This window comes from Anaerotaenia torta (genome assembly GCF_050433395.1).
GTDB lineage: Bacteria > Bacillota > Clostridia > Lachnospirales > Lachnospiraceae > Mobilitalea > Mobilitalea torta.
In genome coordinates, this window is the sequence record NZ_JBNPXH010000017.1 from 98,343 (window position 1) to 121,821 (window position 23,479).

20 protein-coding genes and 14 tRNA genes are annotated in these 23,479 nt (G+C 45.8%); 3 read left to right on the forward strand and 31 right to left on the reverse strand.

The annotated features are described in order from the left end of the window. Positions 1-217 precede the first annotated feature (217 nt). The 5 genes from HNQ56_RS22475 to HNQ56_RS22495 form a co-directional block, all read right to left on the reverse strand. Positions 218-1,888, reverse strand: coding sequence for an extracellular solute-binding protein (locus tag HNQ56_RS22475; protein ID WP_429150611.1), 1,671 nt, complete (start codon positions 1,886-1,888; stop codon positions 218-220). Continuing rightward, positions 1,885-4,200, reverse strand: coding sequence for a glycoside hydrolase family 2 protein (locus HNQ56_RS22480; RefSeq protein ID WP_429150613.1), 2,316 nt, complete (start codon positions 4,198-4,200; stop codon positions 1,885-1,887). Before HNQ56_RS22480 ends, HNQ56_RS22475 begins: the two co-directional genes overlap by 4 nt. A gap of 28 nt (positions 4,201-4,228) precedes the next feature. Next, positions 4,229-4,870: a D-sedoheptulose-7-phosphate isomerase gene (locus HNQ56_RS22485; protein ID WP_429150614.1), complete on the reverse strand. Its 642-nt coding sequence runs from the start codon at positions 4,868-4,870 to the stop codon at positions 4,229-4,231. A 10-nt stretch (positions 4,871-4,880) separates the two neighbouring features. Then, a complete protein-coding gene (locus HNQ56_RS22490) occupies positions 4,881-5,852 on the reverse strand; it encodes an ROK family protein (protein ID WP_429150615.1) in 972 nt (323 codons plus the stop codon). Between the two features lie 332 nt (positions 5,853-6,184). Beyond that, entirely contained in the window at positions 6,185-6,796 is a 612-nt protein-coding gene (locus HNQ56_RS22495; RefSeq protein WP_429150616.1) for a TetR/AcrR family transcriptional regulator, read from the reverse strand. A 149-nt stretch (positions 6,797-6,945) separates the two neighbouring features. Here HNQ56_RS22495 and HNQ56_RS22500 point away from each other — a divergent pair, with 149 nt between their 5' ends. Together HNQ56_RS22500 and HNQ56_RS22505 are read left to right on the forward strand one after the other, a co-directional pair. Continuing rightward, positions 6,946-7,647 (forward strand): ABC transporter ATP-binding protein, encoded by a 702-nt coding sequence (locus HNQ56_RS22500; protein ID WP_429150617.1) that lies wholly within the window; start codon positions 6,946-6,948, stop codon positions 7,645-7,647. Continuing rightward, positions 7,641-9,962: an ABC transporter permease gene (locus HNQ56_RS22505; protein WP_429150618.1), complete on the forward strand. Its 2,322-nt coding sequence runs from the start codon at positions 7,641-7,643 to the stop codon at positions 9,960-9,962. Before HNQ56_RS22500 ends, HNQ56_RS22505 begins: the two co-directional genes overlap by 7 nt. 113 nt (positions 9,963-10,075) lie before the next feature. Here HNQ56_RS22505 and HNQ56_RS22510 read toward each other — a convergent pair whose 3' ends face one another. The 13 genes from HNQ56_RS22510 to HNQ56_RS22570 all read right to left on the reverse strand — a co-directional run bounded on the left by HNQ56_RS22510 (position 10,076) and on the right by HNQ56_RS22570 (position 17,036). Beyond that, entirely contained in the window at positions 10,076-10,927 is an 852-nt protein-coding gene (locus HNQ56_RS22510; protein ID WP_429150619.1) for a thiamine pyrophosphate-dependent enzyme, read from the reverse strand. Continuing rightward, positions 10,927-12,597 (reverse strand): 2-oxoacid:acceptor oxidoreductase subunit alpha, encoded by a 1,671-nt coding sequence (locus tag HNQ56_RS22515; protein ID WP_429150620.1) that lies wholly within the window; start codon positions 12,595-12,597, stop codon positions 10,927-10,929. Before HNQ56_RS22515 ends, HNQ56_RS22510 begins: the two co-directional genes overlap by 1 nt. A 330-nt stretch (positions 12,598-12,927) precedes the next feature. Beyond that, positions 12,928-13,347: a VOC family protein gene (locus HNQ56_RS22520; RefSeq protein ID WP_429150622.1), complete on the reverse strand. Its 420-nt coding sequence runs from the start codon at positions 13,345-13,347 to the stop codon at positions 12,928-12,930. A 322-nt stretch (positions 13,348-13,669) separates the two neighbouring features. After that, positions 13,670-13,749, reverse strand: a tRNA-Leu gene (locus tag HNQ56_RS22525). A gap of 25 nt (positions 13,750-13,774) precedes the next feature. Further along, a tRNA-Lys gene (locus HNQ56_RS22530) sits at positions 13,775-13,847 on the reverse strand. Between the two features lie 13 nt (positions 13,848-13,860). Beyond that, positions 13,861-13,933, reverse strand: a tRNA-Gln gene (locus HNQ56_RS22535). Between the two features lie 60 nt (positions 13,934-13,993). Further along, a tRNA-His gene (locus HNQ56_RS22540) sits at positions 13,994-14,067 on the reverse strand. Positions 14,068-14,102: 35 nt separating this feature from the next. After that, positions 14,103-14,176: transfer RNA gene (locus HNQ56_RS22545), tRNA-Arg, on the reverse strand. Positions 14,177-14,221: 45 nt separating this feature from the next. Continuing rightward, positions 14,222-14,292 (reverse strand) — tRNA-Gly (locus HNQ56_RS22550). Between the two features lie 75 nt (positions 14,293-14,367). Next, positions 14,368-14,442 (reverse strand) — tRNA-Pro (locus tag HNQ56_RS22555). Positions 14,443-14,616: 174 nt separating this feature from the next. Further along, positions 14,617-15,099: a YfcE family phosphodiesterase gene (locus HNQ56_RS22560; RefSeq protein WP_429150624.1), complete on the reverse strand. Its 483-nt coding sequence runs from the start codon at positions 15,097-15,099 to the stop codon at positions 14,617-14,619. 21 nt (positions 15,100-15,120) lie between these two features. Further along, the gene (locus HNQ56_RS22565; protein WP_429150625.1) at positions 15,121-15,714 is read right to left on the reverse strand and encodes an XTP/dITP diphosphatase; all 594 of its coding nucleotides are present in this window, start codon (positions 15,712-15,714) and stop codon (positions 15,121-15,123) included. Between the two features lie 38 nt (positions 15,715-15,752). Next, positions 15,753-17,036: an N-acetylmuramoyl-L-alanine amidase family protein gene (locus tag HNQ56_RS22570; protein WP_429150627.1), complete on the reverse strand. Its 1,284-nt coding sequence runs from the start codon at positions 17,034-17,036 to the stop codon at positions 15,753-15,755. Positions 17,037-17,260: 224 nt separating this feature from the next. Between HNQ56_RS22570 and HNQ56_RS22575 the strand changes: the two genes are divergently transcribed. Beyond that, positions 17,261-18,190: an alpha/beta fold hydrolase gene (locus HNQ56_RS22575; RefSeq protein ID WP_429150629.1), complete on the forward strand. Its 930-nt coding sequence runs from the start codon at positions 17,261-17,263 to the stop codon at positions 18,188-18,190. Positions 18,191-18,273: 83 nt separating this feature from the next. On the opposite strand, the gene HNQ56_RS22580 is transcribed toward HNQ56_RS22575, so the two are convergent. The 13 genes from HNQ56_RS22580 to HNQ56_RS22640 all read right to left on the reverse strand — a co-directional run bounded on the left by HNQ56_RS22580 (position 18,274) and on the right by HNQ56_RS22640 (position 23,383). After that, the gene (locus tag HNQ56_RS22580; protein ID WP_429150630.1) at positions 18,274-19,422 is read right to left on the reverse strand and encodes a THUMP domain-containing class I SAM-dependent RNA methyltransferase; all 1,149 of its coding nucleotides are present in this window, start codon (positions 19,420-19,422) and stop codon (positions 18,274-18,276) included. Positions 19,423-19,528: 106 nt separating this feature from the next. Further along, the gene (locus HNQ56_RS22585) at positions 19,529-19,837 is read right to left on the reverse strand and encodes a rhodanese-like domain-containing protein (protein WP_429150632.1); all 309 of its coding nucleotides are present in this window, start codon (positions 19,835-19,837) and stop codon (positions 19,529-19,531) included. Between the two features lie 356 nt (positions 19,838-20,193). Next, positions 20,194-20,421 (reverse strand): hypothetical protein, encoded by a 228-nt coding sequence (locus HNQ56_RS22590; protein WP_429150633.1) that lies wholly within the window; start codon positions 20,419-20,421, stop codon positions 20,194-20,196. A gap of 329 nt (positions 20,422-20,750) precedes the next feature. After that, positions 20,751-21,404 carry a hypothetical protein gene (locus HNQ56_RS22595; RefSeq protein ID WP_429150634.1) on the reverse strand — a complete coding sequence of 218 codons (654 nt, stop codon included), beginning with the start codon at positions 21,402-21,404 and terminating at the stop codon, positions 20,751-20,753. A gap of 166 nt (positions 21,405-21,570) precedes the next feature. Further along, complete coding sequence (locus HNQ56_RS22600) at positions 21,571-21,984, reverse strand: SHOCT domain-containing protein (RefSeq protein ID WP_429150635.1); 414 nt, start codon at positions 21,982-21,984, stop codon at positions 21,571-21,573. A 41-nt stretch (positions 21,985-22,025) separates the two neighbouring features. Beyond that, complete coding sequence (locus HNQ56_RS22605) at positions 22,026-22,490, reverse strand: DUF1700 domain-containing protein (protein ID WP_429150636.1); 465 nt, start codon at positions 22,488-22,490, stop codon at positions 22,026-22,028. Between the two features lie 141 nt (positions 22,491-22,631). After that, positions 22,632-22,705, reverse strand: a tRNA-Arg gene (locus HNQ56_RS22610). Between the two features lie 53 nt (positions 22,706-22,758). Next, a tRNA-Leu gene (locus HNQ56_RS22615) sits at positions 22,759-22,844 on the reverse strand. A 5-nt stretch (positions 22,845-22,849) separates the two neighbouring features. Then, positions 22,850-22,922, reverse strand: a tRNA-Val gene (locus HNQ56_RS22620). Positions 22,923-22,964: 42 nt separating this feature from the next. Next, positions 22,965-23,038, reverse strand: a tRNA-Asp gene (locus tag HNQ56_RS22625). A gap of 10 nt (positions 23,039-23,048) precedes the next feature. Next, positions 23,049-23,122: transfer RNA gene (locus tag HNQ56_RS22630), tRNA-Ile, on the reverse strand. 40 nt (positions 23,123-23,162) lie between these two features. Next, a tRNA-Glu gene (locus tag HNQ56_RS22635) sits at positions 23,163-23,234 on the reverse strand. Between the two features lie 77 nt (positions 23,235-23,311). Beyond that, positions 23,312-23,383 (reverse strand) — tRNA-Asn (locus tag HNQ56_RS22640). Positions 23,384-23,479: the final 96 nt, after the last annotated feature.

Below are 23,479 nucleotides of genomic sequence, written 5' to 3' on the forward strand. Positions count from 1 at the left end.
GTGCATAGCTAAAAATAGCATAATAAAGGATGACCGGTGCGAACATTAACCATAACCACCAATTATGCTTGAATTCATGCCTTATTCTTACCAAAAAACTTTGTTTACCTTTAGGATTTTTTTCTTTTTTCAATGCAAATCCTCCGCTTATGTATGGGAGTATCCCAACATGGGATACCCCCATACAATTTCTTTTTACTGCCTGTTTGCCTGTTGATTAGTCCATCTTATATCTGTCATATGCAGCGTTCATGTTGTCGATAGCAGTCTGAAGCCCCATCTTATTTAAGGTCACAAGGTATTCGTCCCAGGTTGCATTAAGATCTTTCTTGCCGGTAATAACCTCCGCGCGGTAAGTAAGACGATAAGCATCTGTATCTGCATTGATGTCGGCATTCTTAGCAATTTCTTCTTCTGTCAGTGCCAGACTGGGCCATGCGGGATAGAGCTTGCCCATTTCTTTGAATTTATCATAGGTATCCAGAAGAATACGTCCGGTAGGATCTTCTTCAAGATCTACATAAATCTCCAGATCAGTATAAGTCTTAGAAGGCCGGAAGGTACCGCCGCCCATCTGCATTAATGCATGGTCTACATTTTGACCCCATGTTTCAGAAGGATTATTGGTATTTCTCATCTTCACCTGGCCATCCACCAGATCATAGGTATCACCCTCGATGCCGTAGTTGACAATTCTTGCCCCTTCTTCGCTGTACAGATAGTCGATCCATGCAACCATGATTTCCGGATACTTGCACTCATCGGTAATGGCAAAGCCGCCGCGAACCAGACCGCCTGCCGTGGGAGCAGCCGCACCATCCCAGGGAACCATTGCAACATACTGTAAAATCTTGTTTTCCTCTGCAGACTTGGACTTATCATAGTAGCCTACCGCTCCGCCCGGATGCCACTGACAGAATACGCCGATGGAACCGCCGGTCTGACCCATTGCACCAATCTGCTCCGTTGTAATACTAAAGCTGTCTTTGTACAGGAGACCTTCATCATAACACTTGGCAATGAATGCAAGCGCTTCTTTGTATCTTTCTGTAGCGGGGAAGAATTCGATGGATTCACCGTCCTGGGAAACACACCAGGGATCCCACCATCCCTGCATATTGAATCCGAAATAAGGGAGAATATCTTCTACCGGCGTGACATCGCTGGATGCAATCCAGGGGATTTCGTTGTTCGGATCGCCGTCACCGTCAGCATCCTGCTCCTTGAATGCCTTTAACACCTTGTAGAACTCATCTGAATTGGAAGGCATGGTAAGCCCCAGGTTATCAAGCCACTGCTGGTTGATCCACATATGAGGGGTATTCCCTGTATTGGGCTCGGAGACTTCATAGGTAGAATAGATATGTCCGTCAATGGAGGTAACCTCCGGCCATGCATTTCTCTCATCAATAATGGCACAGTAATTAGGTGCATATTCTTTTAAATAATCATCCAGCGCAACAAAGATACCTTCTGATCCATACTTAAACAACTCATCCGGAGACATGCCGCCCTTGATGAAAACGTCAGGATAATCACCGGAGTTAAGCAGAACATTTCGTTTTTCATCATTTTCTGTCAGGTTAACATTGGTAACCTTCAGCTTAACATTGGTCATCTCCTCCATGTACTTGAAGATTGCCGTATCTTCCAGCTTATAAGACGAATCACCGGAACAGCAATATACCGTAACTTCGATCGGCTCCGCCAGAGGGAAGGTAACCTTTCCATCGCCTGCCGCATTGTCAGCCGGGTTATTGTCAGATACTACGGGTGATGGTGTTGTCTCGCTTCCCTCATTCTCAGCTTTTTGCTGTGCACATCCTGCAAGTAAGGACATTGCCATCGTACCTGCCATTAAGAGTGCTGCTAGTTTTTTTGCTTTCATTTTAATTCCTCCTCCATATTATTTTTTGTCAGGGCTGATAAAAACTTACGATACTCCTGCAATGAAAATGGCGGGTTTCCGGCCAGATAATGATTCCGGCCCGTACCTCCGTTGTATTCCCACTGCATCATATACATTTTCTTTTCGCCCTGACTGTAGGGTATATTAATAAGGTGCTTTATGCCTTTCGGCACAGAAGCTTTACCCATACAAACTGTTTCGCCGGCCGTCAGCTCTGTCACGGTATACGCAAGAGCAATCGTTTCATCCGTGTCATTTACCGCCACCATCTCCAGGCTCCAGTTCTCCGGTTCCCTGACGGAAAGAAGAATGGGCTGCTGAACCTGTTTAATATAGTAGTAAGCCAGCTTTTTACGAAAGTAGTAATCCACTACCGCATCCGAAAACTGAGGCCAGCCATCGATCAGATTCCACCAGATAATTCCCGTACGCTTCGGCTGGCCTGTACGGAATAACTCAATAAAGAACTTCTTCGCTTCTGCCTGGGAAATCTGGCTCGCCAGAATAAAGTCATCCAGGTTATCCGGCACCTGACCAAACATCTCTTTCACCTGATCCGCCATCAGCTTGATACGGTAATTGAAATTCCCGCTGCTGCCAAGCTCCATGCTGGATGCATGCACCATCCAGTCATCATTGCCCTGCCACGGCCAGAGCTTATCTGCCGGAAGAAATTCCTCCATGGACTCTCTGCACGGGCATCCGTGGTACCCGATTTCACTGGCAAAGCTGCACAGTGAATTTCTATAATAATTTGATTTATAGTAATCTCTGGGGCCCCAGAGATGATTTTCCGGGAGATATTCCTCCGGATACCCTTCCGCTTCCTTATCAACAAAAGGGGAGCTGGGAAGGAAGGGCCTTACCGGATCTTCATATTCCGCTACGGTTGGAATAATATCTCTTGTGATCTTATTGCCGGAAGGATTTTTCTTAAACGCTCCCATATCACATTCATTGTCGCCCGACCAGAGAAGAAGGGAGGGATGCTGGCGAAGCCTTCTGATAATAAACTCCGATTCCTCTTTCATGATTTCACAGAACTCTGAATCCACGGGGTAAGTTCCGCAGGCCATCATGAAGTCCTGCCAGATGAGAATGCCCTTTTCATCACAAAAATCATACAGATAATCATCCTCATACACACCGCCGCCCCAGCAGCGGATGGTATTGCAGCCTGAGTCCTCCAGCAGCGCCATCACCTTCGGAAGTCTCTCCCGGTCACGGCTATGCAATGCATCCAGCGGCACAAAATTAGTGCCGAGCACAAATATCTTCTTCTCATTGACATAGAACTGGAACTTACCCCCTAAGAACTGGTCCGTCAGAGCGGTTCTTTCCAGTGCCACGGTACGAATACCGGTCCTGGTCTTCCAGGTATCAATTAATTCCCCGTTTCTGGCGATGGTAACCTCCACATCGTAAAGCGGCTGTTCTCCATAGCCTTTGGGCCACCAGAGCTTTGCATCCTCCAAATGTACAAAAAGCTTCCCCGCCGTGTACCAGAGTCTGTCACTTGCTTCAAAGACACTGTCACCGCACCGCCCGCGAAGAGTCACCCGATATTCGGAAATATCGTCTCCCTTTACATCCGCTTCGTAGAACAGAATCAGCTCTGCCGTCCTGTCCTCCGCACTGACACAGCTTGTCATGAGATATACCTGCTTCAGCGCTTCCTCCGGTCTGTCTTCAATATAAACCGGTCTGTAGATTCCGCCGGAAACAATACGCGGCATAATGTCCCAGCCAAACATAGAGGCAGCTTTTCTCAAGCGAAGGCTTTCATAATCATACTTCAGCGCATTGCTGAGAGCCGACATCTTCCTGCCCCTTGCAGCAATGCAGGCCGGGATGATATGTACCACCAAATCATTTTCCCCTTCTTTCACCTCTGCCAGCACAAAGGTCTGTGTAATCAGCATATTCTCGCAGCTTCCAACCGGCTGTCCGTTCAAAAAGATCTCAGCCACAGTATCCAGGCCTTCGAAGGTAAGTATGGGAACCGTCCCGGCGGTTCTGTAATATTCAAATTTACGTCCGTAAAACATATGAAGTGATTCAAGCGCCTGCATTTTTAAGGGATTCTGCCCGAAGAAGGGATCTTCGATGCGGCCGGCTCTCTGCAGATCAATCTCAAGATTGCCTGGCACCTTTGCCGGAATGTGACCCGGTTCCCTGCAGATTGCATCAACCGTTACGGGATGCTCCCCACTTGCCAGATATTCACTGTTTTTCTGATAAAACAATTCCCAATCGCCGTTCAGGGTTGTTCTTTTCCAATTGTGCGTCATATGCTCCTCCCAAACACAAAATTTATCTTCACCAGTAATATGCCTCCGCCATACGGCAAAGGGCATGATATACAGGAAGAGTCAGCTCCTGCACCAGATATGTCTCCCTTTCCGGAATCACAATGCAGATATCACACAATTGTGTAAGCCTGCTGCTCTTCGTTCCATCCCCCGCACCGCAGATGCCGATGCATTTGACGTTCATCGCCTTGGCAACCTGGATGGCATTTACTATATTTCCAGAATTCCCCGAGGTGCTCAATGCCAGCAGGATATCATTCTCCCTGGCATACCCATAGACCTCCTGGGCAAATATCATCTCCGGAGCCACGTCATTGGAATATGCGCTTGTCAGCACCTGATTGATTCCGAGGGATATGGCCGTCAGCGGGGACTGAAGCTTTGATGCAATCTTATTTCCGGGAAACATACCGTCCAGCCTGGCTGCAAAGGCTTCGTCCATTCCGCGCTTCTTGTAAAATTCCTTCATCAGCTCGCCTACGATGTGCTGGGAGTCCGCTTCACTTCCTCCGTTACCGCATATCATCAGCTTTCCCTTTTTGTCAAAGCAGGAAATCCAGGCTTCAAAGGTTCTATGTATTTCTTCCTTGCAGGCTGCAAGCTTTGGATAATGTTCCAATAATTCGTCTAAAATTTCTTCCGGTTTCATTCTGCCCCTCCTACTGTCTTTCCACCAGTGCAAGCGCCGCGTAATCTCCAATATTATCTCCCAGCTGCGAGGGCACCACTTTACAGACATCCCTCGCCACCTTCAGACTCTCCTTTTCCAGTTCTTCCTTGGCATAGGGCCACAGAAGATGATGGCTTCTTTCAAATATGCTGCCGATAATAATCACTTCCGGATTCAGGATATCAACAATAATGGCAAGACCTTTGCCGAGATACCTGCCGCTCATGGCAAATATCTCCTTCGCCAGAGGATCTCCGGCATCAGCCGCTATTGCTACATGCTTTGTGTCCAATGGCTTACCGCTTGTATAAAGCTCGGGGAAAATCCCAATTTCCGTCTGTTCCCTCACTTTCATGCCGGCAATCTGGTCGATGCCGCCGCCGCTGCAGTAGCCTTCAAAGCTTCCCATCTTGCCAAAGCCTACCGGCCCGCATTCCGTCAGCCGGATATGTCCTACCTCTCCCGCCATATCATTGGTTCCCCGATATAGCTTGCCATCCAGAATCAGACCCGCTCCAAGACCGGTACCGAAGGTTAAGAACACTACATTCTTATATCCTCTGCCTGCGCCGTATTTCCATTCTGCCATGGCACAGGCATTGGCATCATTACCAAGAATCACGGGAACATCAAACCGGTCTTCCAGAAGCCTGCCGATGGGAACATTCACCCAGCCCGGCAGATTCGGCGGAGCCAGAATGACACGCTCCCTGCTGCTTAAAGGCCCGCCGCAGCTAATTCCAATTCCCGCAATTTCTTTCTTGTCAATGTCAAATTCCTGCATTATTTCTTCAATGGATTGAATAAACAAGGAAATCATTTCATCGGGACCGCTGGTCTTCTTTGTTTCATATACTACTTTTTTTAGGAGTGTCGCTTTTTTGTCCGCACTGTTCTCATCCATCCCAAGGATAACCGCGCATTTTGTCCCGCCTATATCAATCCCAAATCTATATTTCATCACCACACCCACTCTCGCTCATTGGTACAGATCTCAATTCATATTTATATAATACTCCAACATCTCTATAAAGTCAACACTCTTTACTTATTTTTAAATAATTTAATTTTAATCTGACATTATGTCCAATTTATTCTTTTAATTAGCTCATTATACAACCACATTGTTGTATTATAATAATATTAATTTACTTTGTTGAATGATTGTGATGGATAAACAGAATAACCGGGCACAAAGAAGCAGAGCCGGTAACATATGAGATTGCTCACAGTTACCGGCTCCTTCTCTATAGTAAACTCAGATATAAAGACCTGCCATTTTACTTCTATCAATCATCTCTTCCTGCTATTGTCCCGGATCAATCCGTCCAGGAGCAGCCTGTTTATCTCTTCTGCCAATTTGGGATTACGCTCCAGTCTGTCATGAATTTCCCTCTTGTTCATATTTTGGAGAAAGTATGTTTGAAAGATATCGATATACATTTCTATTGCGATGTTGGATATCTCCGGTGAAAAAACTCCGGACTGTTTTCCTTCGTCTATAAATTTCATTAAAAGCTGTCTATGGATGGCAGTGAAATCGTCAAGATATTGCCGGAGTTCAGGATCACTTTCAACCGTATCAAAAAAGAACTTCAAGCTGTGCTTGCCATAATACCATGTGCGGATTTTAATATACTCACTGATTTTATCAATGAAGCTGCACTGCTCTTCCAACAGCTTTTGAACCTTTCCAACGCTGTCATCCAGGATATCTTTTATTATAATTCGTCTGAGATTGTCCTTGCTTTCAAAAAAATTATATATGGACGCCCTTGAAACACGCGCCTTTTCTGCAATATCAGTCATCGATACTTTTTCAAAGCCATATTGGTCGAACAGCTCCAAAGCCGTTTGCATAATGGCTTTCTTCTTATCATCTCTTCTTTTTTCAAATCCGTCCACGAAAAATCACCTCTTTAAAGTTATAGACTTTATAGATCTAATATGTAAATAATATATCACTTTATACTTGACAAGTCAAGATGCTTACTTTATTATACTATATAGACAATATTGGTTTTAAAAGTCTATATCTATGGGGAGGAATTGCTATGTCAAATATTATTTTTGAAAACGTAAACAAGGATTATCACATGGGTGAGGTAATCATCCATGCTGCAAGAGAAGTCTCCTTTACCGTAAAAAGCGGTGAGCTTTGCATCATACTTGGCCCCAGCGGTGCGGGCAAGACCACGGTACTGAACTTGCTGGGAGGAATGGAAACCGCCACATCCGGGAAAATCCTTTCCGCCAGTGAAGAGATTACTTCCATGAACGATTTAAAGCTTACCGACTATAGGCGCTATAAAATCGGATTTGTCTTTCAATTTTATAATCTGATAGCTAATCTTACCGCTCTTGAAAATGTCGAGCTGGCAAAGCAGGTGTGCAAATCCCCGCTGAAGCCGGAGGAAGCTCTGCGGATCGTAGGTTTAAAGGATCGGATTCATAACTTTCCGGCGCAGCTTTCGGGCGGGGAGCAGCAGCGGGTCGCCATTGCCAGGGCTATTTGTAAAAATCCGGATTTGCTGCTTTGCGACGAGCCTACCGGTGCACTGGATACGGAAACCGGAAAAACCGTTATGGGGGTTTTATCCGATATCAGCCATAAGATGGGCAAAACAGTGATTATCGTTACGCACAATTCTCTTTTAGCCCCTATTGCTGACCGCGTAATCAAAATGAAAAACGGCAGGGTGGTTGCGAATACTGTGCAGAGTGAGCCCGTGGATTTGGAGGGAATCAAATGGTAAATATGCTTCAAAAAAAGGTTTTCCGGGATATTAAAGAAAGCCGCTGGTCTTTTGCTGCCGTCGTATGCGTCTGCACCCTCGGAATTGCTTTGTTCAGCGGCTTAAACCTATATGTCAGCACAATGAAAAACAGTGTGGAAGCAAATTATCAAAGTTTTATTTTGGCTGATTATTGGGTTTACAAAACCGATTTTTCAGAATTGGATTTGGAGAAGGTACAGGCTTTACCGGATGTAGAATTTGCCCAGCGGCGCAAATTGATGGAAGTCGGTTTATCCGGCGGCATTAACGCCACATTGCGGCTGCACGCCGTCGAGGGTCAGCCGAAAATCAATATTCCGGAATTGGCGGAAGGGCAGCTGCTTGACCAAACCGAGAGCAAATCTCTTTTACTGGACAGCCGTTTTGCCCAGGCGAACGGATTGAAGCCCGGTGATACGATTCGATTTTCTATTGGAGAGCAGCAAGAGGACTGGCTGATAAAGGGAATCATCCGTAACGCAGAATACATTTATTACGCGCCGGATGGGTTGACCGTGCCTGACTACCAAAAATACGGCTTTGCCTATGCGAATGCTTCCGCGCTGCCCGACGCTTCTTACAATGAGCTAATCCTCTCTTTAAAGGAGAATACCAAAAATACGAATAGAGAAATCAAGGAGGAATTGCGGGACACTCTCGGAATCGTTAATATCATAGACCGCCAGAATCAGCCAAGCAGCAGTTATATCGCGGACGATCTTGAGGGCATCAGGCAAATAGGAGCGTTGTTCCCGATTGCCTTCTTCCTGACAGCGGCCCTTATTACATGGATAACCGTAAGCAGAATGATAGAAAACCAACGCCAGCATTTAGGAACGCTGCGCTCTTTGGGTTTTTACAAAAGAGAGATAATGGGCACATATTCGCTTTATGGAGTCCTGATTACTATTCCGAGTACCCTTTTGGGATGGCTTATCTCCCGGTATCTTGCAGAATTTTTGTATGGACTCGGAAGCCTGCGCTACACAATAAAGGAAAGCAGAGCCGACACTTTCTCCGTGCATTTTTTTGCAGGAACCATTGGCGTTGCCTTTGCGACCTGCGCCGCAGCCTTTCTTTCTTGTAAACGGTCGTTAAAGAGTACACCGGCGGCTCTTATGCGGCCCAAGCCTCCTGCGCAGGGGCGCCGCATTTTATTAGAAAAAATACCCTGGCTCTGGAGAAACTTAAGTTTCAGCGGGAAAATTGTTACAAGAAATCTTTTTCGCAATAAAGCCCGGATGTTAATGGGACTTATGGGCATTATCGGGTCAACCGCTCTTATTTTGTGTGGTTTCGGTATGAAAGACTCCACGGATGCCACGGTTGACAGGGCCTTTGCCAAAACCATGCGTTACGATGCTGAAATGAAGCTAAAAACACCCATGCCCCCGGAGGACACCTCCTATATCTATGAAGTACTGCAAGATGCACAGTCCATTGACGCCGCAATGGCGTTTGGCGTTTATATTTACGGAGAGGATGGCGGTGTGCAGAATCCTTATCTGGTGGCAATGGATGACAATCAGAGCAGCTTGCATTTTATGGACATGGACGGAAAAGAGGTAAACTTGCCGAACAACGGCGTGTTGATTACTCCGCGAATGGCAAAAGCTCTTAAGGTGGGGATTGGAAGCATGATGATGGCAGAACGCCCCGATGGAACTGTCATTCCCCTTGAGGTTGCGAATATTATCGATTTTCCCGTGGGGAATGAAATCTATATCAGCCGGACTGCTTTTTCAAAGGTAACATCCCTCCCTTTTACTATCAGCGTGTTTTTCATAAAAGGCCAGGAATTGGACTTTAGCCTTTTGCATAACGACCCGCGTGTTGCCCTGATTGAAACCAAGTCCGAGATGCAAGCAAACATGATGACTATTCTGAAGCTGCTGGAAAGTCTTCAAATGATTTTAATCCTCTTCGCGGGACTCTTGGCCTTCGCCGTTATGATGGTGCTTGGAATCATGAATTATCATGAACGAATCCGCGAGCTTGCCACATTAAAGGTTTTGGGATTCTATCAGAAAGAAATGAAACGGTTGGTACTGCGCGAAAACATCTGGATTACCATATTCGGATTACCTTTTGGTATAATTGCCGGATTTGGGTTAATCTATATGATGCAGGCACAGACAGCAAATCCCGATATGGAAATATCTCCTTTTATTTCAATCTCCAGCATTGTTTTTGGTTGTGCTTTGATATTGGCTTTCACCCTGCTTGTAAACTACATCATGGGCAGAAAGTTCAAAGGTATTGATATGGTGTCCTCGCTGAAAAGCGTGGAGTAATTGCGATTTCCTAGAGAAAAGGAGCAGCTTACCGCTGCTCCTTTTCTCAACAAGCTATGAATCTTTAAGCGTTACCATTCTCAAGCTCTATAAGACCATTCGGCTTGCCTGTATTAAACCATCTCCTGCATATACTTGTCGATAAGAGCAGGATTGTTACGTTGTGCTGCCAAAACCTGCCCATCTTTCAATGAACGGTGCTTTTCGTGATAGGTGGGCTGCTCCTTTTCATACAATACGCCGATGGGGATACGGTCGCCGAATTCCATGGCCCTTTCCATAGCCGCCAGGCGGTTGCCTGCGTCATGGGTGTCATCCAATTCATAAACGCGTTTATTATACCAGGCAAAGGTGTTGACCTTGTTAAAGCTGACACACGGCTGCAAAATATCCACCATGGCATAGCCTTTAAACAAAATAGCCCGTTTCATCATCTCTTCCAGATGCTGCGGCTTACCGCTGAAGCTGCGCGCCACAAAGCCTGCCCCGGATGCAATGGCCATAAGAACCGGGTTGAAGGGAATATTATTGTTTCCATCCACCTGTACGTCGTTTACAGCGCCTTCGTCCGCAGTGGGAGAAGCCTGCCCCTTTGTCAGACCATATACCTGATTATCATGGATGAAATGCGCAATATCCACATTACGGCGGATATTGTGAATAAAATGATTGCCGCCTTCCCCGTAGCTGTCACCGTCTCCGCTGTTAATAATGACGGTCAGCTTGGGGTTCACGATTTTTGCCGCCACGGCAGGCGGCACCGCGCGTCCGTGAAGCCCGCAAAAGCTGTTTGTGCCGATGTATTGGGCCGTTTTTGCAGCTTGCCCGATGCCGCCCACAATCAGCACATCATGCGGATCCTTTTCCAGCACCTCCAGCGTTTTTTTGAGAGAATTCAATATACTAAAGTTTCCGCAGCCCGGACACCAGGCTGTTTCATAGGTTTCAAACACATGTCCTCCCATCAAAATCCCTCCTTTACGATTCGAGCCGCAATCTCCTCGCCGCTAAGCTGCCTGCCATCATATTTCAATATTCCGGCATCCGTTTTAATCCCGGTAACTTCGGCAATCAGCGATGCAAGCTGACCGGTATAGTTCTGTTCAACATGAATAAGGTACTTGGCCGATGCGGCCGTTTGTTTCAGCAATTTTTGCGGCAGCGGCCAGACGTCGCCAAACACCAATGCGCCATAACGCTTTCCGCCTTCTTGGTTGAGCAGATGTACGGCTTCCTCCAGCGGACCATACAGGGAACCCCAACCCAGAAGCAATACATCCGGAGCCGGATCTCCCAGTAATTCCGGCTCCTGAAGCTCCTGCTCTATCAGCGCCAGCTTGCCCATACGTTTGTTCATCATACGGATACGAGTCTCGCTGTCCTCTACAATATGTCCATACTCGTCATGCTCGTCGGTGTCTGCGGCAACAAAACCCTCTCTCGTTCCAGGGAACTTGCGCGGAGAAATGCCGTTTTCCGTAAAACGATAACGGGCGTAATCCCCTTCGGCAGGTCCGTCTTCCGGTTGGTACAGCGCAATCTTGCCAGAATCCAACATCGGAATAGCCGCCGTAGAGTCGGCCAGATACTGGTCACTGAGCAAAATCACCGGGATTTGATATTTTTCTGCCATATTGAAAGCACGAATGGTTTGGTAAAACGCATCCTCATGATGACGCAACGCGATGACCATGCGCGGGAACTCTCCCTGCGAAGCAGAAATGACAAATTTCAAATCGCTCTGTTCGGTGCGGGTAGGAAAACCGGTAACAGGGCCGGGACGCTGCACATCCACCGCAACAAGCGGGATTTCAGCCATGCCGGCTAAACCAAGGGCCTCCACTTTCAGGCTGAAGCCGCCGCCAGAAGTGCCCGTCATTGCCCGCGCGCCTGCAAAAGAAGCGCCGATGGCCATGTTAATTGCGGCAATTTCGTCCTCGGCCTGTTCCACAACAATTCCTGTTTCCGCAGACTTTAGTGATAAGTACTCCATAATGGAAGTGGAGGGCGACATCGGGTATGCCGAATAAAACTTCAATCCCGCTGTCAGGGCTCCCAGCGCCAGTGCCTGGTTGCCGGAAATAATCATGTGATCGGAGGCATCCCCTCCGGCATGCTCAAATTTCTGAGGCACCGCATTATATCCGGCCTGCGCCGCTTGGACGTTGATATCGACATATTCCGCTTTCACAGATTTTCGGAAAACACTTTCTGCCTGCTCCGTGCTCATGGGGATGCCGAATAACTTCAACGCAGCGCCGACAGCCACGCTGCCCGCCACACGCGGGTTACCCAGCTCCTGCGCTATGGCTTTCATATCCAGCTTGATAACGAAATCATCCTCCGTTTTGACGGAGCTGTCGCAGAGGATAAATCCGCCGTGCCGCAAATACTCCCGATGGATGGCTACGGTCTCTTCATTGAGAGCGATAATGCCATCCAGACTTTCGCTGTGGCAGCGAGGGACCTGCGCCCCAAAACGAATACGCGAAAAGTTATGTCCGCCCCGAATACGGGACATCAGATCGCGCACTGTAAATACCCTGCTGCCCGACTGCTTAATCCAACGTTCCAATATTGCCGCAGTAGTATCCACGCCTTGGCCTGCAGCTCCGCCAATTAAAAGATTGTACATAATGCCCTCCTTTATTCTTTAGCCTTAAAGTTTTGTGAAGTGCTTATAAAAATTATATCATAGACATCCGGTAATATACAGTCTTCTTTCATTTACAAAACAAAAGCAGCCGATTGTTGAAAATCTTCTGCTTTGCCAAAACATGTGAGGTATTCTTCCAATCTAACTTTCATCTAACTTTCGTTTCGTTATACTCAGGATGCAGCCAAGCTACAAAAAAAGGATATAATCGTCTCAAAGCCGCACAATAGCTGTGCGGTTTTGAGATATTAAAGGAGGTGGCAAACCGTGAAAATACTGTTGGCGGAAGACGAAAAGCCCAGACCTTCTTTATTTTTCGGTTTGTTCTGTCATCAATTCCCATCGCATACCAAACTTATCAATCAATGAAACAAAGCACGAACTATACGATGTACTCTGCATTGGATGAATAATTTTACATCCTCTTGACACTATTTCGTATGCTGCTTTAACCTCATCAGCTGTTTCAAAAGTAAGTACCAAGGATACCGTATTGCCTTCTGGTGCAGCATTACCGGTATCGTCAGTCATCATAATACGTTGGTTTCCAATTATTATTTCCGCATGGTAAACCAAATTATTATCACCATCATCAGATATGCAATCCTCTGGGTTTGCATCCGAGTTACACAATAATATTTTGATTTCTGCTCCAAAAGCTACTTTATATAATTCTATTGCCTGTTTGCAATTTCCTGGAAAGTGAAAATTCGGGGTTACATAAATCATATCTGCCCATCCTTCATAATCAACAAATTATCTGCATTTTTATATCCCATAACGGACAATCGTTCCATGCTCTATATTAGCTTTACTAATACTTATAATATAGATTTTTTTGATTTACATTATAGCATACAGAAAATATCAAAACAAATTAAAGTTTAATTATAATCAAACTTTGCCTCTGATTGGCCTACTACCTCAAAAACCAATATACAAATTCCTGTTCACCTGTATAGCATAAATAATATATATCCTCATAGTACCATGTTTTATTGCATAAAAAAAGATATAGCTTCTCCTTGATGGAGAAGCTATATCTTTTTGATGCGGATGAAGGGACTTGAACCCCCACTCTCTCGAACCAGAACCTAAATCTGGCGCGTCTGCCAATTCCGCCACATCCGCTGATTTGCAATTCTTTCTAAAGCAATGAGATATCCGGGATTCGAACCCGGGACACCATGATTAAAAGTCATGTGCTCTACCGACTGAGCTAATATCCCATAAATAAAACTACTGGGCTAGGTGGATTCGAACCACCGTAATGCAGGAGTCAAAGTCCTGTGCCTTACCGCTTGGCGATAGCCCATTAAATTGCCCCTATTGAAAACGAAAAGTCTTTTCAGACTTTTCTGTAGGTTCAATATAGGGTGGGTAAAGGGATTCGAACCCTTGGCCTCCAGAGCCACAATCTGGCGCGCTAACCAACTGCGCTATACCCACCATAAACACCTTGTCTTCATCCTTAAGATGAAAAATGTGCCAGAAGGGATTCGAACCCCCGACACATGGCTTAGAAGGCCATTGCTCTATCCAACTGAGCTACTAGCACATATGGTGTGATACGGTCTTATGTTCTGCATAATTCCAAATATCAAGCGGGTGATGGGAATCGAACCCACGTATCTAGCTTGGAAGGCTAGTGTTCTACCATTGAACTACACCCGCATAAGGATTACTATATTAATTTGTACAAACGGCCGATGGGACCGGGTGTTATGCCAGGGCTTCATTGGTTCTTCATCGGGGTGACAGGATTTGAACCTGCGACCTCTTGATCCCAAATCAAGCGCGCTAGCCAAGCTGCGCCACACCCCGAATTGGCAATTTCCAAATCACACACTGGCTGTCAATGTATTGACTGTTATTGACTACACGTTCCGAACATGCCCTGTAATCTGTACTTTCAAGGTTTTCTACTCGTTCCAGCCGTGACGCAAGATTTATTATATAATAGCATTCCGTTATTGTCAACACATTTTTATAACTTTTTTATTTCCGGTAATTCAATGTAAAATGAGCCTCCCCCTTGGCGTCTATCTCCATAATAATAAAGGTAGGAATCCTGCCATTCTGTCTTGGCAGTGCCAGACTCCCCGGGTTAATGGTCCATATGCTGCCGGTGACATCGATCAGCGGAACATGGGTATGTCCAAACATTACGATATCCGCATTGTGTTTCTTTGCCGCCTCCAGCACTCCGTTCCTGCCAAAATTCACACCATAGCGATGTCCATGGGTCAGCAGTACTCTGTATTTGCCGATGGTGATAAGCTTTTCTCCCGGCAGACCATTGAAAAAATCGTTATTTCCCGATACAAACTCTACCGGGCAGGTCATACTGGAACGGATATATTCCTCCCCGCCCTCAAAATCGCCGAGATGAATCAGCAGGTCAATGGGGCCGATCCGGTTAACCGTATCAATTAAGCACTGGTTTCTGCCATGGGTGTCACTAACAATCAGTATCTTCATCCTATATCACCATTCCTGCTTCTATAAATAATCCCTTATTGCTTCTTTTATGGCCTTCAATGCCTTCCCTCTGTGGCTGATCCTGTTCTTTTGCTCACCGGACATCTGGGCTGTAGTACAGCCATATTCGGGAACATAGAAGATGGGGTCATAGCCAAAGCCATTGGAGCCGGCGATCTTCTCTGCAATAAGTCCCTCGATATCAGCTCTTCTTGTTATGATCTCCCCGTGGGGAAAGGCACAGGCAATCACGCATACAAACCTGGCTCTGCGCTCTTCTTCCCGGGCATTCCTGAGCTGGTCGATGATATACTGATTTTTAATATCGTAGGAGGTATCCTCTCCCATAAATCTGGCCGAATAGACTCCCGGAGCCTTATCCAGATAGTCCACCTCCAAGCCTGAATCGTCTGCCAAAACAATTTCACCGGTCAGCTCCATCACGGCCCTGGCCTTAATTACCGCATTTTCCTCAAAAGTCTTACCATTTTCCTCAATCTCTGTATTGACCCCCGCCTCCTTCATGGACAGCAATTCAATATCCAGATCTTTTAGTATCTCTCTTATTTCTCCCATTTTGCCCTCATTCGAGGTGGCAAATATTACCTTCTTCATGAAAACCTCCGCAAGTATTCCATTCGTTCTGCCGTATATCATTCTCTTACAGCGGGCAATTCCTCAAAGGCCCGCATGATGCCATTATAGATTCCCCTGGCAATCAGCTGCTGGTTGCCAGCATCGATCAGATAATCCAAATCCTTCTGATTGGACAGATATCCAATTTCAATTAATATCATGGGCACCTGTGCCTTGTCCATGATAAAAATCTCCTTATCCCTCTTTAAGACTACGCCCCTCTGCTTTATGTCCGTTATTTCCCCCAGCTCATCAGAGAAAAGCTGTGCCAGTTTCTTATTGGATACCCCATAATACTCTCTGTCATAATACAGCACCTCGGCTCCGTTGGGAGAGGTTACCGTACTGGAATTACAATGAATACTGATATAATAGTCACAGTCCACCGCATTGCCCATCGTTACCCTGGGTCTTAAAAACACCTTGGAATCTGCAGTACGCGTATAATACACCTTGATATTCTCCTTGTCAAGCATCTCCTTTAACGCCAGAGCAACATTAAGATTAATATTTTTCTCATAATACTTTTCATCTTTGGAAACAGCTCCTGCATCCTTACCCCCATGTCCCGGGTCAATGACAAGCACCTTATCATAGACCTCGGAGGGCTTTCTCAGATCAATGAAATAGTAATTCTCATCCTCATGGATAATATAGGCATATACCTGATCCAGCACCATCAGCATATCACAGTCAAACAGCCCTGTAGTCTCGTTCTTCTCCAGATGAAGGGTCGCCCCATGACTGAGGTCCTTCCCATAATCCCGGGTAACCACCTGGGTAACCGTGCCATCCTCCTCATCCGTCTCCAGGGTCACAATCTCCTGATAGCGCGGCTCTCCAAGAAAAACATCGCTGCCACGTACTCTCATAATGCCGGAGCAGTCAAAGCTGTCATCGGACAACCCTGTAATATGCAGTCTGATGCTGTGCTCCATATAAAGATCCTCCAGTGATAGGGTACTCTCCCCGGATTCCGGCTTTTCAATCACCAGATAACGATCCCCCAGCTGGTTCATCAGGCTTTCCTCCACCTGTGACTCCAGCTCCGCCAGGGACTGATCCATTTTAAAGGACTCAGCAGCAGGCTCAGGCGCCTGCTCCTCCTCTATCGGCATAGCAACCGCTTTATTTACTGTCTCAACCACAATATCATTCTTTTGATAAGTATCCGTATTGATTATATCACTGGCAGAAATCCTCTCCAGCCGATACTGCTGCAAAGCATAAGAGGCCGTAATAATCGCAATCATCAGTGCTACGCTTTGCATTGCCGCTTTCCTCAGCAGCGATTTATCCATAAAGACCTCCTGCTTTTGTAAAATAATTGTCCGGATGTTCATTCCGCTTACATTATATAATAACGCAATTATATTCTCAATCTTTTTTTGTTTTGCTATCTATTTTTGTAGAATTAAGGGATGATTTACCTCTCTTCATTCTTGCATTTTTGCGGCATTACCAGTATAATGAAGGGGAATACAAGATACGGTCTTTCTTACAGTAATAAGGGAGGTTCAGGCAAATGAGCGCTGCTACATATCAGACATTGAAACAAAAGGACGGCTATATTCTGAAGCTTACACAATATTCCAGTCCGGAGCCGCCAAAAGCCAGTATTCTGCTCCTTCACGGTATGGCAGAGCACCAGAAGCGTTATCAGTCTTTTGCCCAATACCTGGTTAGCAACGGATACGATGTATATACCTATGACCACAGGGGACACGGATCCGAATGCAAGCTGAGCGAGCTGGGCTATTTTCATGATTCGAAGGGTTACCAGCTGGTAATAGAGGATGTGATCGCCGCCAGCGAACTGATCCGGCGGAACAACCGCAGCAGCAGATTCTTCCTCTTCGGCCATAGTATGGGTTCCCTGATTGCAAGAAATGTCATACGGCAATACGATCAATACGATGGTGTTATCCTCTGCGGCACTACCTATCCTTCCAGGCTTCTGCTCTCCTCCGGGCTGTTCCTCTCCTCTCTGATCAGCAAATGGAAGGGTCCTAAGCATAAATCTCCGTTTTTAAATAATCTGATGTTCGGCGGCCGGAAGTACACTTCCTTTTCCAGCCGTACGGCTTATGACTGGCTGTCCAGAAGCCATCCGGCTGTAGGAGCCTATGTACACGATCCCTGCTGCGGATACATCTGCAGTGCTTCCTTCTATCATGATTTGCTGAAGCTGGCCCAGGGAGGCATCCATAAGAGGCGTATCCGCATGACAAGGACAGATCTCCCCCTCCTGATCATCAGCGGTGCAAAGGATCCCGTAGGAGGCTATGGGAAGGAAATAGAGAAGTTCCTGACGGTCTTAAAGCGGACCGGCTTCACAAAAGTATCCTCCAAGCTCTATCCCGAATGCCGGCATGAGCTTCTGAACGAACTCAATAAGGAGGAGGTATATTCCGATATTCTGCACTGGCTTGAAGAAGCCGTGATTAAGAAATAATAAACAGCCGGAGGAAGGTCTGGAGGGTTCCTATGAACCCAGGCCTTTCTCCGGCTGTTGCAGCTTATTAATCAAGAGTCTTCCTATTTGTTCAATCTCGGAGGCTTAGGCCCCATGTACTGATAGAAATAGGTCTTCATCATGCCATTATATATCTTGCGGTTTTTATCCGCCTGGCTTCCGATATATTTCTGGGCATCCTCATACCCGGTAATAATAAAATAAGACCAGGAATCCAATGCCTTGAAAACTCTTCCCATTTCTTTATATAATTCCGGCAGCTCTTTCTTCTCCTCCAGCCTCTCTCCATAAGGAGGATTCGTAATAATAAAGCCGTATTTTTTATTGCTGCTCAGCTCTTTGAGAGGTTTTTGCTGAAAATGGATGAGATGATCCACGCCCGCCCATCTGGCATTCTGTCTCGCCGCCTTAATAATCTCACCATCCAGGTCATAGCCCTGGATCAAAAGCTCCGCTTCCTTATTCATCAGACCTTCCGCCTCCTGCTTCGCCTTGGCCCAGCTCTCTTGCGGGACCAGGTTTGACCAGGACTCTGCAAGAAAATTGCGGTTCATTCCCGGCGCGATCTTTGCGCCAATCATTGCCGCCTCAATAGGAATGGTACCGCTGCCGCAAAAGGGGTCCACCAAAAGGCGGTCCTTATTCCAGGGGGTCAGCATGATTAATGCCGCCGCCAAGGTCTCTGTAATGGGCGCCTTGCTGGTAAGCCTCCGGTAGCCTCTCTTATGAAGGGACTCTCCGGAGGTATCAATACAGACCGTGACCTCATCCTTAAGAATCGTAACCCGAAGGGGATAGGAAGCCCCGTTTTCCTCAAACCAGTCCTGCTTATATTTCATTTTCATCCGTTCAACCATGGCCTTCTTCATGATGGATTGGATATCGGAAGGACTGAACAGCTTGCTGTTCACCGAATTGGCCTTCGCCACCCAGAACTTTGCATCCTTGGGAAGGTACTCCTCCCAGGGAAGCTGCTTTGTATTCTCAAATAATTCATCAAAGGTCTCCGCATGGAAAGATCCGACCTTCAGCAGAACCCTCTCCGTTGTCCTTAAGAATACATTAGCCCTGGCACAGGTATTTTCATCTCCGGTGTAGGTGACCTTGCCATCCTCCACCTTTGTGATCTCACAGCCCAGATCGGTCAATTCCCTCTTCAGCACCGCCTCCAGGCCGAAATGACAGGGCGATATATATTCATACTGTTTCATAAGTAACCTCCACTCTTATCTTCAGGCATCCCTGGTTCCGCTGCCTGCCAACATCATATTTGCTATAGATATTGTACGGTTCTTTTTGCCTCCCGTCAATGCCAACCTATCTGCTTCTGTCCAATTTCCCGCGATAGGCACGGAGCCCGCCGAAAAGGCTCTTAATATTATATCCGTATTTACTCAAATCCCTGGCTGCCAGCAGGCTGATATTTCCCCTGTCACAATAGAAAATAAGAAGCTGATTATGCTGAAACCGCTTTACATAATCCTCCAGCTCCTCATAAGGAATATTAACAGCTCCAGGAATGTGTCCCGAAGCATACTCATCCCGGTTCCTTAAATCGATAATTAATACATTGGGTTTCCCAATATACTGGTCAATGTCATTGGTGCGGATTGTTTCAAATGCCATGCTTTATACACCGTCCTTATCTGAAATTCTATTAAAAAATAAATTGGCTGCAGAAGTACGCCTTCTGACAACCTTTTTCTGCATTCATCATTTAAAAGTGGCTTCCATAATATTATATTACAGGAACATAATGCGCGTTCCTGTAATCAAAGTCTATGATGCAGGCACATCATTCTTATATCTTGTATTACAGGAACATAATGCGCGTGCCTGTAATCAAAGTCTATGACGCAGGCACATCATTATCTTGTATTACAGGAACATAATGCGCGTTCCCCTCATAAAGACGGTATGGCATAAAAAACCCCTTCAGTATTTCTCTGAAGGGATTTTTGTTGCTTTTTAGGTTCTTCCTCTTAATAATTATTCTCCATGTCTTCGAAATCTCTTACACTGTTTTTGTCTTTGGAAGAATTTCTCGCATCATTCTTGGAGGAATTATCACATTTTGTTCCGGACTCGTTGCGGCTATTATCGCTGGTATATGAGTTGGTGCCGCTCTTGTTAGAGCCGGATTTGTTCATATTATTGGATGTGCGGGAGTTGTTGCTGGTGTTCTTTGAATTGTTATTATTGGTTGTCATAGACGGCCTCCTATAAATAAGTTTGTTTCATAATTACAAGCTTATTATGTACTCTTTTCCATCAAATATTCATTCCTAATCATATATTGATAATTTTATTTCTTATGTGCATCGCTTTGCATAAGATAGTAATTATAGTATCTTTTATCACTATTTATTATGGTTTTTGCCTGTAAAAAGTGAATTCTTCAAGATAATTATTGCATATTCAAAAGGACTGCGTTATAATAAAAAAGTGCCAGAGATTACTCTGGCGCATTATATAACCCCTTATTAATTATTTATACTCCCCTCATGAAACGACCGCCTGGCTCCCCCTTGCGGTCGTTTCACTTTGTATTCCGGGACTCCGGCGATTTTAAAAAGCTTACAAATCCGCCGCCCAGCCTGGTGGTGCGAAGCCATAATCCTAAGTCAATCTCTTTGCGGATTCCGCTGTCAAGAATCTCTGCCAGAATCTGTCCCTGCCCATCACAGGTAAGAGAAATAATAGTGACCCAGTGCCAGGATTCCAGATCTGTTAACTTTCCCCGCTCAAGATTAAGAAACGCTACCGGGCAGTCCAATTCCAGCGCCGACACAATAAACCCGGTTACTTTATCCTCTTCCGGTCTCTCTGCGCGTACCCTGGGTATATCCAGGACCTCCAGCTTAAGCTCGGCCTTCTTTGCCTTAAGATAACGCTCCGTCCCGTTTCTCAGCATGGCAGTAGTACGGACTCCGCCCAGGGAGGGCGTAACATAGTTCCACATTTCCCTCATAAGGAGAAGACATTCCTCTTTGGTCAGTCCCTTTCTCTGCTCCGGCTCCATACCGGAGCAATGGATATAGTAAATAATATTGGCAACCGTGGAAGGTGCGCAGCCCGACATACGCTGCCAGGGCCTGTCGTACCAGTCCTGGTTGCTCCCATAATACACAATATGATCCGTAATATCGGAAAGCTTATATAAGTCTATATTCTTTATTTTTGTTGTCGTCATAGCCTTTACCAATTAACACATCCTTGATTGCTCTCTATACAATAATATATCATGAACAAGGAACATTGTTCATGATCTTGCTAATCTAATGGAAATTAACAAGCAAGGCTGCGCTTCCTCCCTCTGCTTTATTATTACAGGAGTTTCGTCCGCATATATGGTCTGCCTACAATTCTTTCAGTATCTGCGCCCGCTTCTGCTGGTACTCGTCATAAGTAATAAGTCCCCGGTCATACAAGGACTGTGCTTCTTTCAATCTCTCTTCTGTTGATCTGTGGCCTCCCGCGGTATCACTTCCTGCGCAGCTTCCCAATGTGCCGTCCAATACACTGTTTCCCTTATAATAATTTCCCTCCTCCATCTCATCAATGGTTATCTCATGGGAAGCAATTCCTTTATCCGAGAACGCATTATATCCGTTAACCACGGTGATAACGGCAGCAAACAGGGTCCATATTATCCCGAATGCCCCGAAAACAGGAATAACAAAAAATAATCCAATAAAGCAAAATATAATACCACCAAAAAATCCTGTCATCGACTGCCCTTTTCCAGGCTTTATTCTAACTCTTCTGCTCATATATATATCCCCCTATTTTAAGAATAATTCAATCCGCCTGTTTACCTGCGGCGAAATAAGGTTGCCAGCAGCAGTATCAGGATGATCGGAAGCCCGAAAGCAAAGAGAAGGCCCATAACAAATCTTCCAATCATGGCAACCGTAACCAGCAGGAGAATTCCTGCACCAACCGCCATCAGCTTATGATACCATTTTATATTGATCATCGAATGATTTTGCTGATAGCTCCTGACATTCTCCTGATAATCTCCCTCTTCCTGCCGGTAACGCTGATAACCGTCCTGATTCCAGCTTCCCTGGCTCTTCTCCCTTGCAATTTTATCTGTTTCAATAATCGTCTTTGCAATTAATCTGGGATCCCCCAGCTCTGCGATGACATCCTCCTCCGTTCTGCCCTGGGAACTGATATAGCCCCCATAATAACTAAGATTCTGTTCCATATCCGCAGGGCTTATCTCACCGTTCAGTGTTTGGCCCAATATATTTAAAAATTCCGATTTATCCATGCCAGATTAGCCTCCTTTGCCTTATATCATGCACATTCCGCTTTCATTCTATCATACCTCCTGTGTAAGGTAAATGAAACAGACCTTAAATTTTCATTAAAAAAATACACCATATACTTTTATGCATATAGTGTATTATCCTGTGTGCTAGAGGATTCGAACCCCCGACCTTCTGGTCCGTAGCCAGACGCTCTATCCAGCTGAGCTAAGCACACACATTACTGCTATTAAATTAAAACAGCACTACTCTATAAAATATATAGAATAATGCCGGCGACCGGAATCGAACCGGTACGGGAGATTAGTCCCGCAGGATTTTAAGTCCTGTGCGTCTGCCAGTTCCGCCACGCCGGCACAAATGGGACCTATAGGGCTCGAACCTATGACCCTCTGCTTGTAAGGCAGATGCTCTCCCAGCTGAGCTAAGATCCCATGGGATTTTATTCTAACGATTAAATTGCTTTCAATAAACGACGACCCAGAAGGGACTCGAACCCTCGACCTCCGCCGTGACAGGGCGGCGCTCTAACCAACTGAGCCACTGGGCCAAATAAAAAATGGACCTTCAGGGACTTGAACCCCGGACCGACCGGTTATGAGCCGGTTGCTCTAACCAACTGAGCTAAAGGTCCCAATACTGTCGGCCTTTAAATTAAATAATCTTAAATCCAATGACTCCAAGGGGATTTGAACCCCTGTTACCGCCGTGAAAGGGCGGTGTCTTAACCGCTTGACCATGGAGCCGTGTTTTTTATTGTAACATATCAGATTTATTACTGTCAATAAATTTATTGCAATAAATAACAAAAAATAGAATTTAACTCCCCGAGTAGGGCTCGAACCTACAACCCCACGGTTAACAGCCGTGTGCTCTACCATTGAGCTATCGAGGAATAATTGAAACCACACACGAAAATGATACATCCTTTTGAACAAACCCTTTTCAGGTCAAGCCCTCGACCGATTAGTAACAGTCAGCTCCATACGTT

Coding starts and splice junctions, on each gene's coding strand:
- HNQ56_RS22475 (WP_429150611.1), bottom strand. CDS start 1,888: ATGAAAGCAAAAAAACTAGCAGCACTCTTAATGGCAGGTACGATGGCA.
- HNQ56_RS22480 (WP_429150613.1), bottom strand. CDS start 4,200: ATGACGCACAATTGGAAAAGAACAACCCTGAACGGCGATTGGGAATTG.
- HNQ56_RS22485 (WP_429150614.1), bottom strand. CDS start 4,870: ATGAAACCGGAAGAAATTTTAGACGAATTATTGGAACATTATCCAAAG.
- HNQ56_RS22490 (WP_429150615.1), bottom strand. CDS start 5,852: ATGAAATATAGATTTGGGATTGATATAGGCGGGACAAAATGCGCGGTT.
- HNQ56_RS22500 (WP_429150617.1), top strand. CDS start 6,946: ATGTCAAATATTATTTTTGAAAACGTAAACAAGGATTATCACATGGGT.
- HNQ56_RS22505 (WP_429150618.1), top strand. CDS start 7,641: ATGGTAAATATGCTTCAAAAAAAGGTTTTCCGGGATATTAAAGAAAGC.
- HNQ56_RS22510 (WP_429150619.1), bottom strand. CDS start 10,927: ATGGGAGGACATGTGTTTGAAACCTATGAAACAGCCTGGTGTCCGGGC.
- HNQ56_RS22515 (WP_429150620.1), bottom strand. CDS start 12,597: ATGTACAATCTTTTAATTGGCGGAGCTGCAGGCCAAGGCGTGGATACT.
- HNQ56_RS22520 (WP_429150622.1), bottom strand. CDS start 13,347: ATGATTTATGTAACCCCGAATTTTCACTTTCCAGGAAATTGCAAACAG.
- HNQ56_RS22560 (WP_429150624.1), bottom strand. CDS start 15,099: ATGAAGATACTGATTGTTAGTGACACCCATGGCAGAAACCAGTGCTTA.
- HNQ56_RS22565 (WP_429150625.1), bottom strand. CDS start 15,714: ATGAAGAAGGTAATATTTGCCACCTCGAATGAGGGCAAAATGGGAGAA.
- HNQ56_RS22570 (WP_429150627.1), bottom strand. CDS start 17,036: ATGGATAAATCGCTGCTGAGGAAAGCGGCAATGCAAAGCGTAGCACTG.
- HNQ56_RS22575 (WP_429150629.1), top strand. CDS start 17,261: ATGAGCGCTGCTACATATCAGACATTGAAACAAAAGGACGGCTATATT.
- HNQ56_RS22580 (WP_429150630.1), bottom strand. CDS start 19,422: ATGAAACAGTATGAATATATATCGCCCTGTCATTTCGGCCTGGAGGCG.
- HNQ56_RS22585 (WP_429150632.1), bottom strand. CDS start 19,837: ATGGCATTTGAAACAATCCGCACCAATGACATTGACCAGTATATTGGG.
- HNQ56_RS22590 (WP_429150633.1), bottom strand. CDS start 20,421: ATGACAACCAATAATAACAATTCAAAGAACACCAGCAACAACTCCCGC.
- HNQ56_RS22595 (WP_429150634.1), bottom strand. CDS start 21,404: ATGACGACAACAAAAATAAAGAATATAGACTTATATAAGCTTTCCGAT.
- HNQ56_RS22600 (WP_429150635.1), bottom strand. CDS start 21,984: ATGAGCAGAAGAGTTAGAATAAAGCCTGGAAAAGGGCAGTCGATGACA.
- HNQ56_RS22605 (WP_429150636.1), bottom strand. CDS start 22,490: ATGGATAAATCGGAATTTTTAAATATATTGGGCCAAACACTGAACGGT.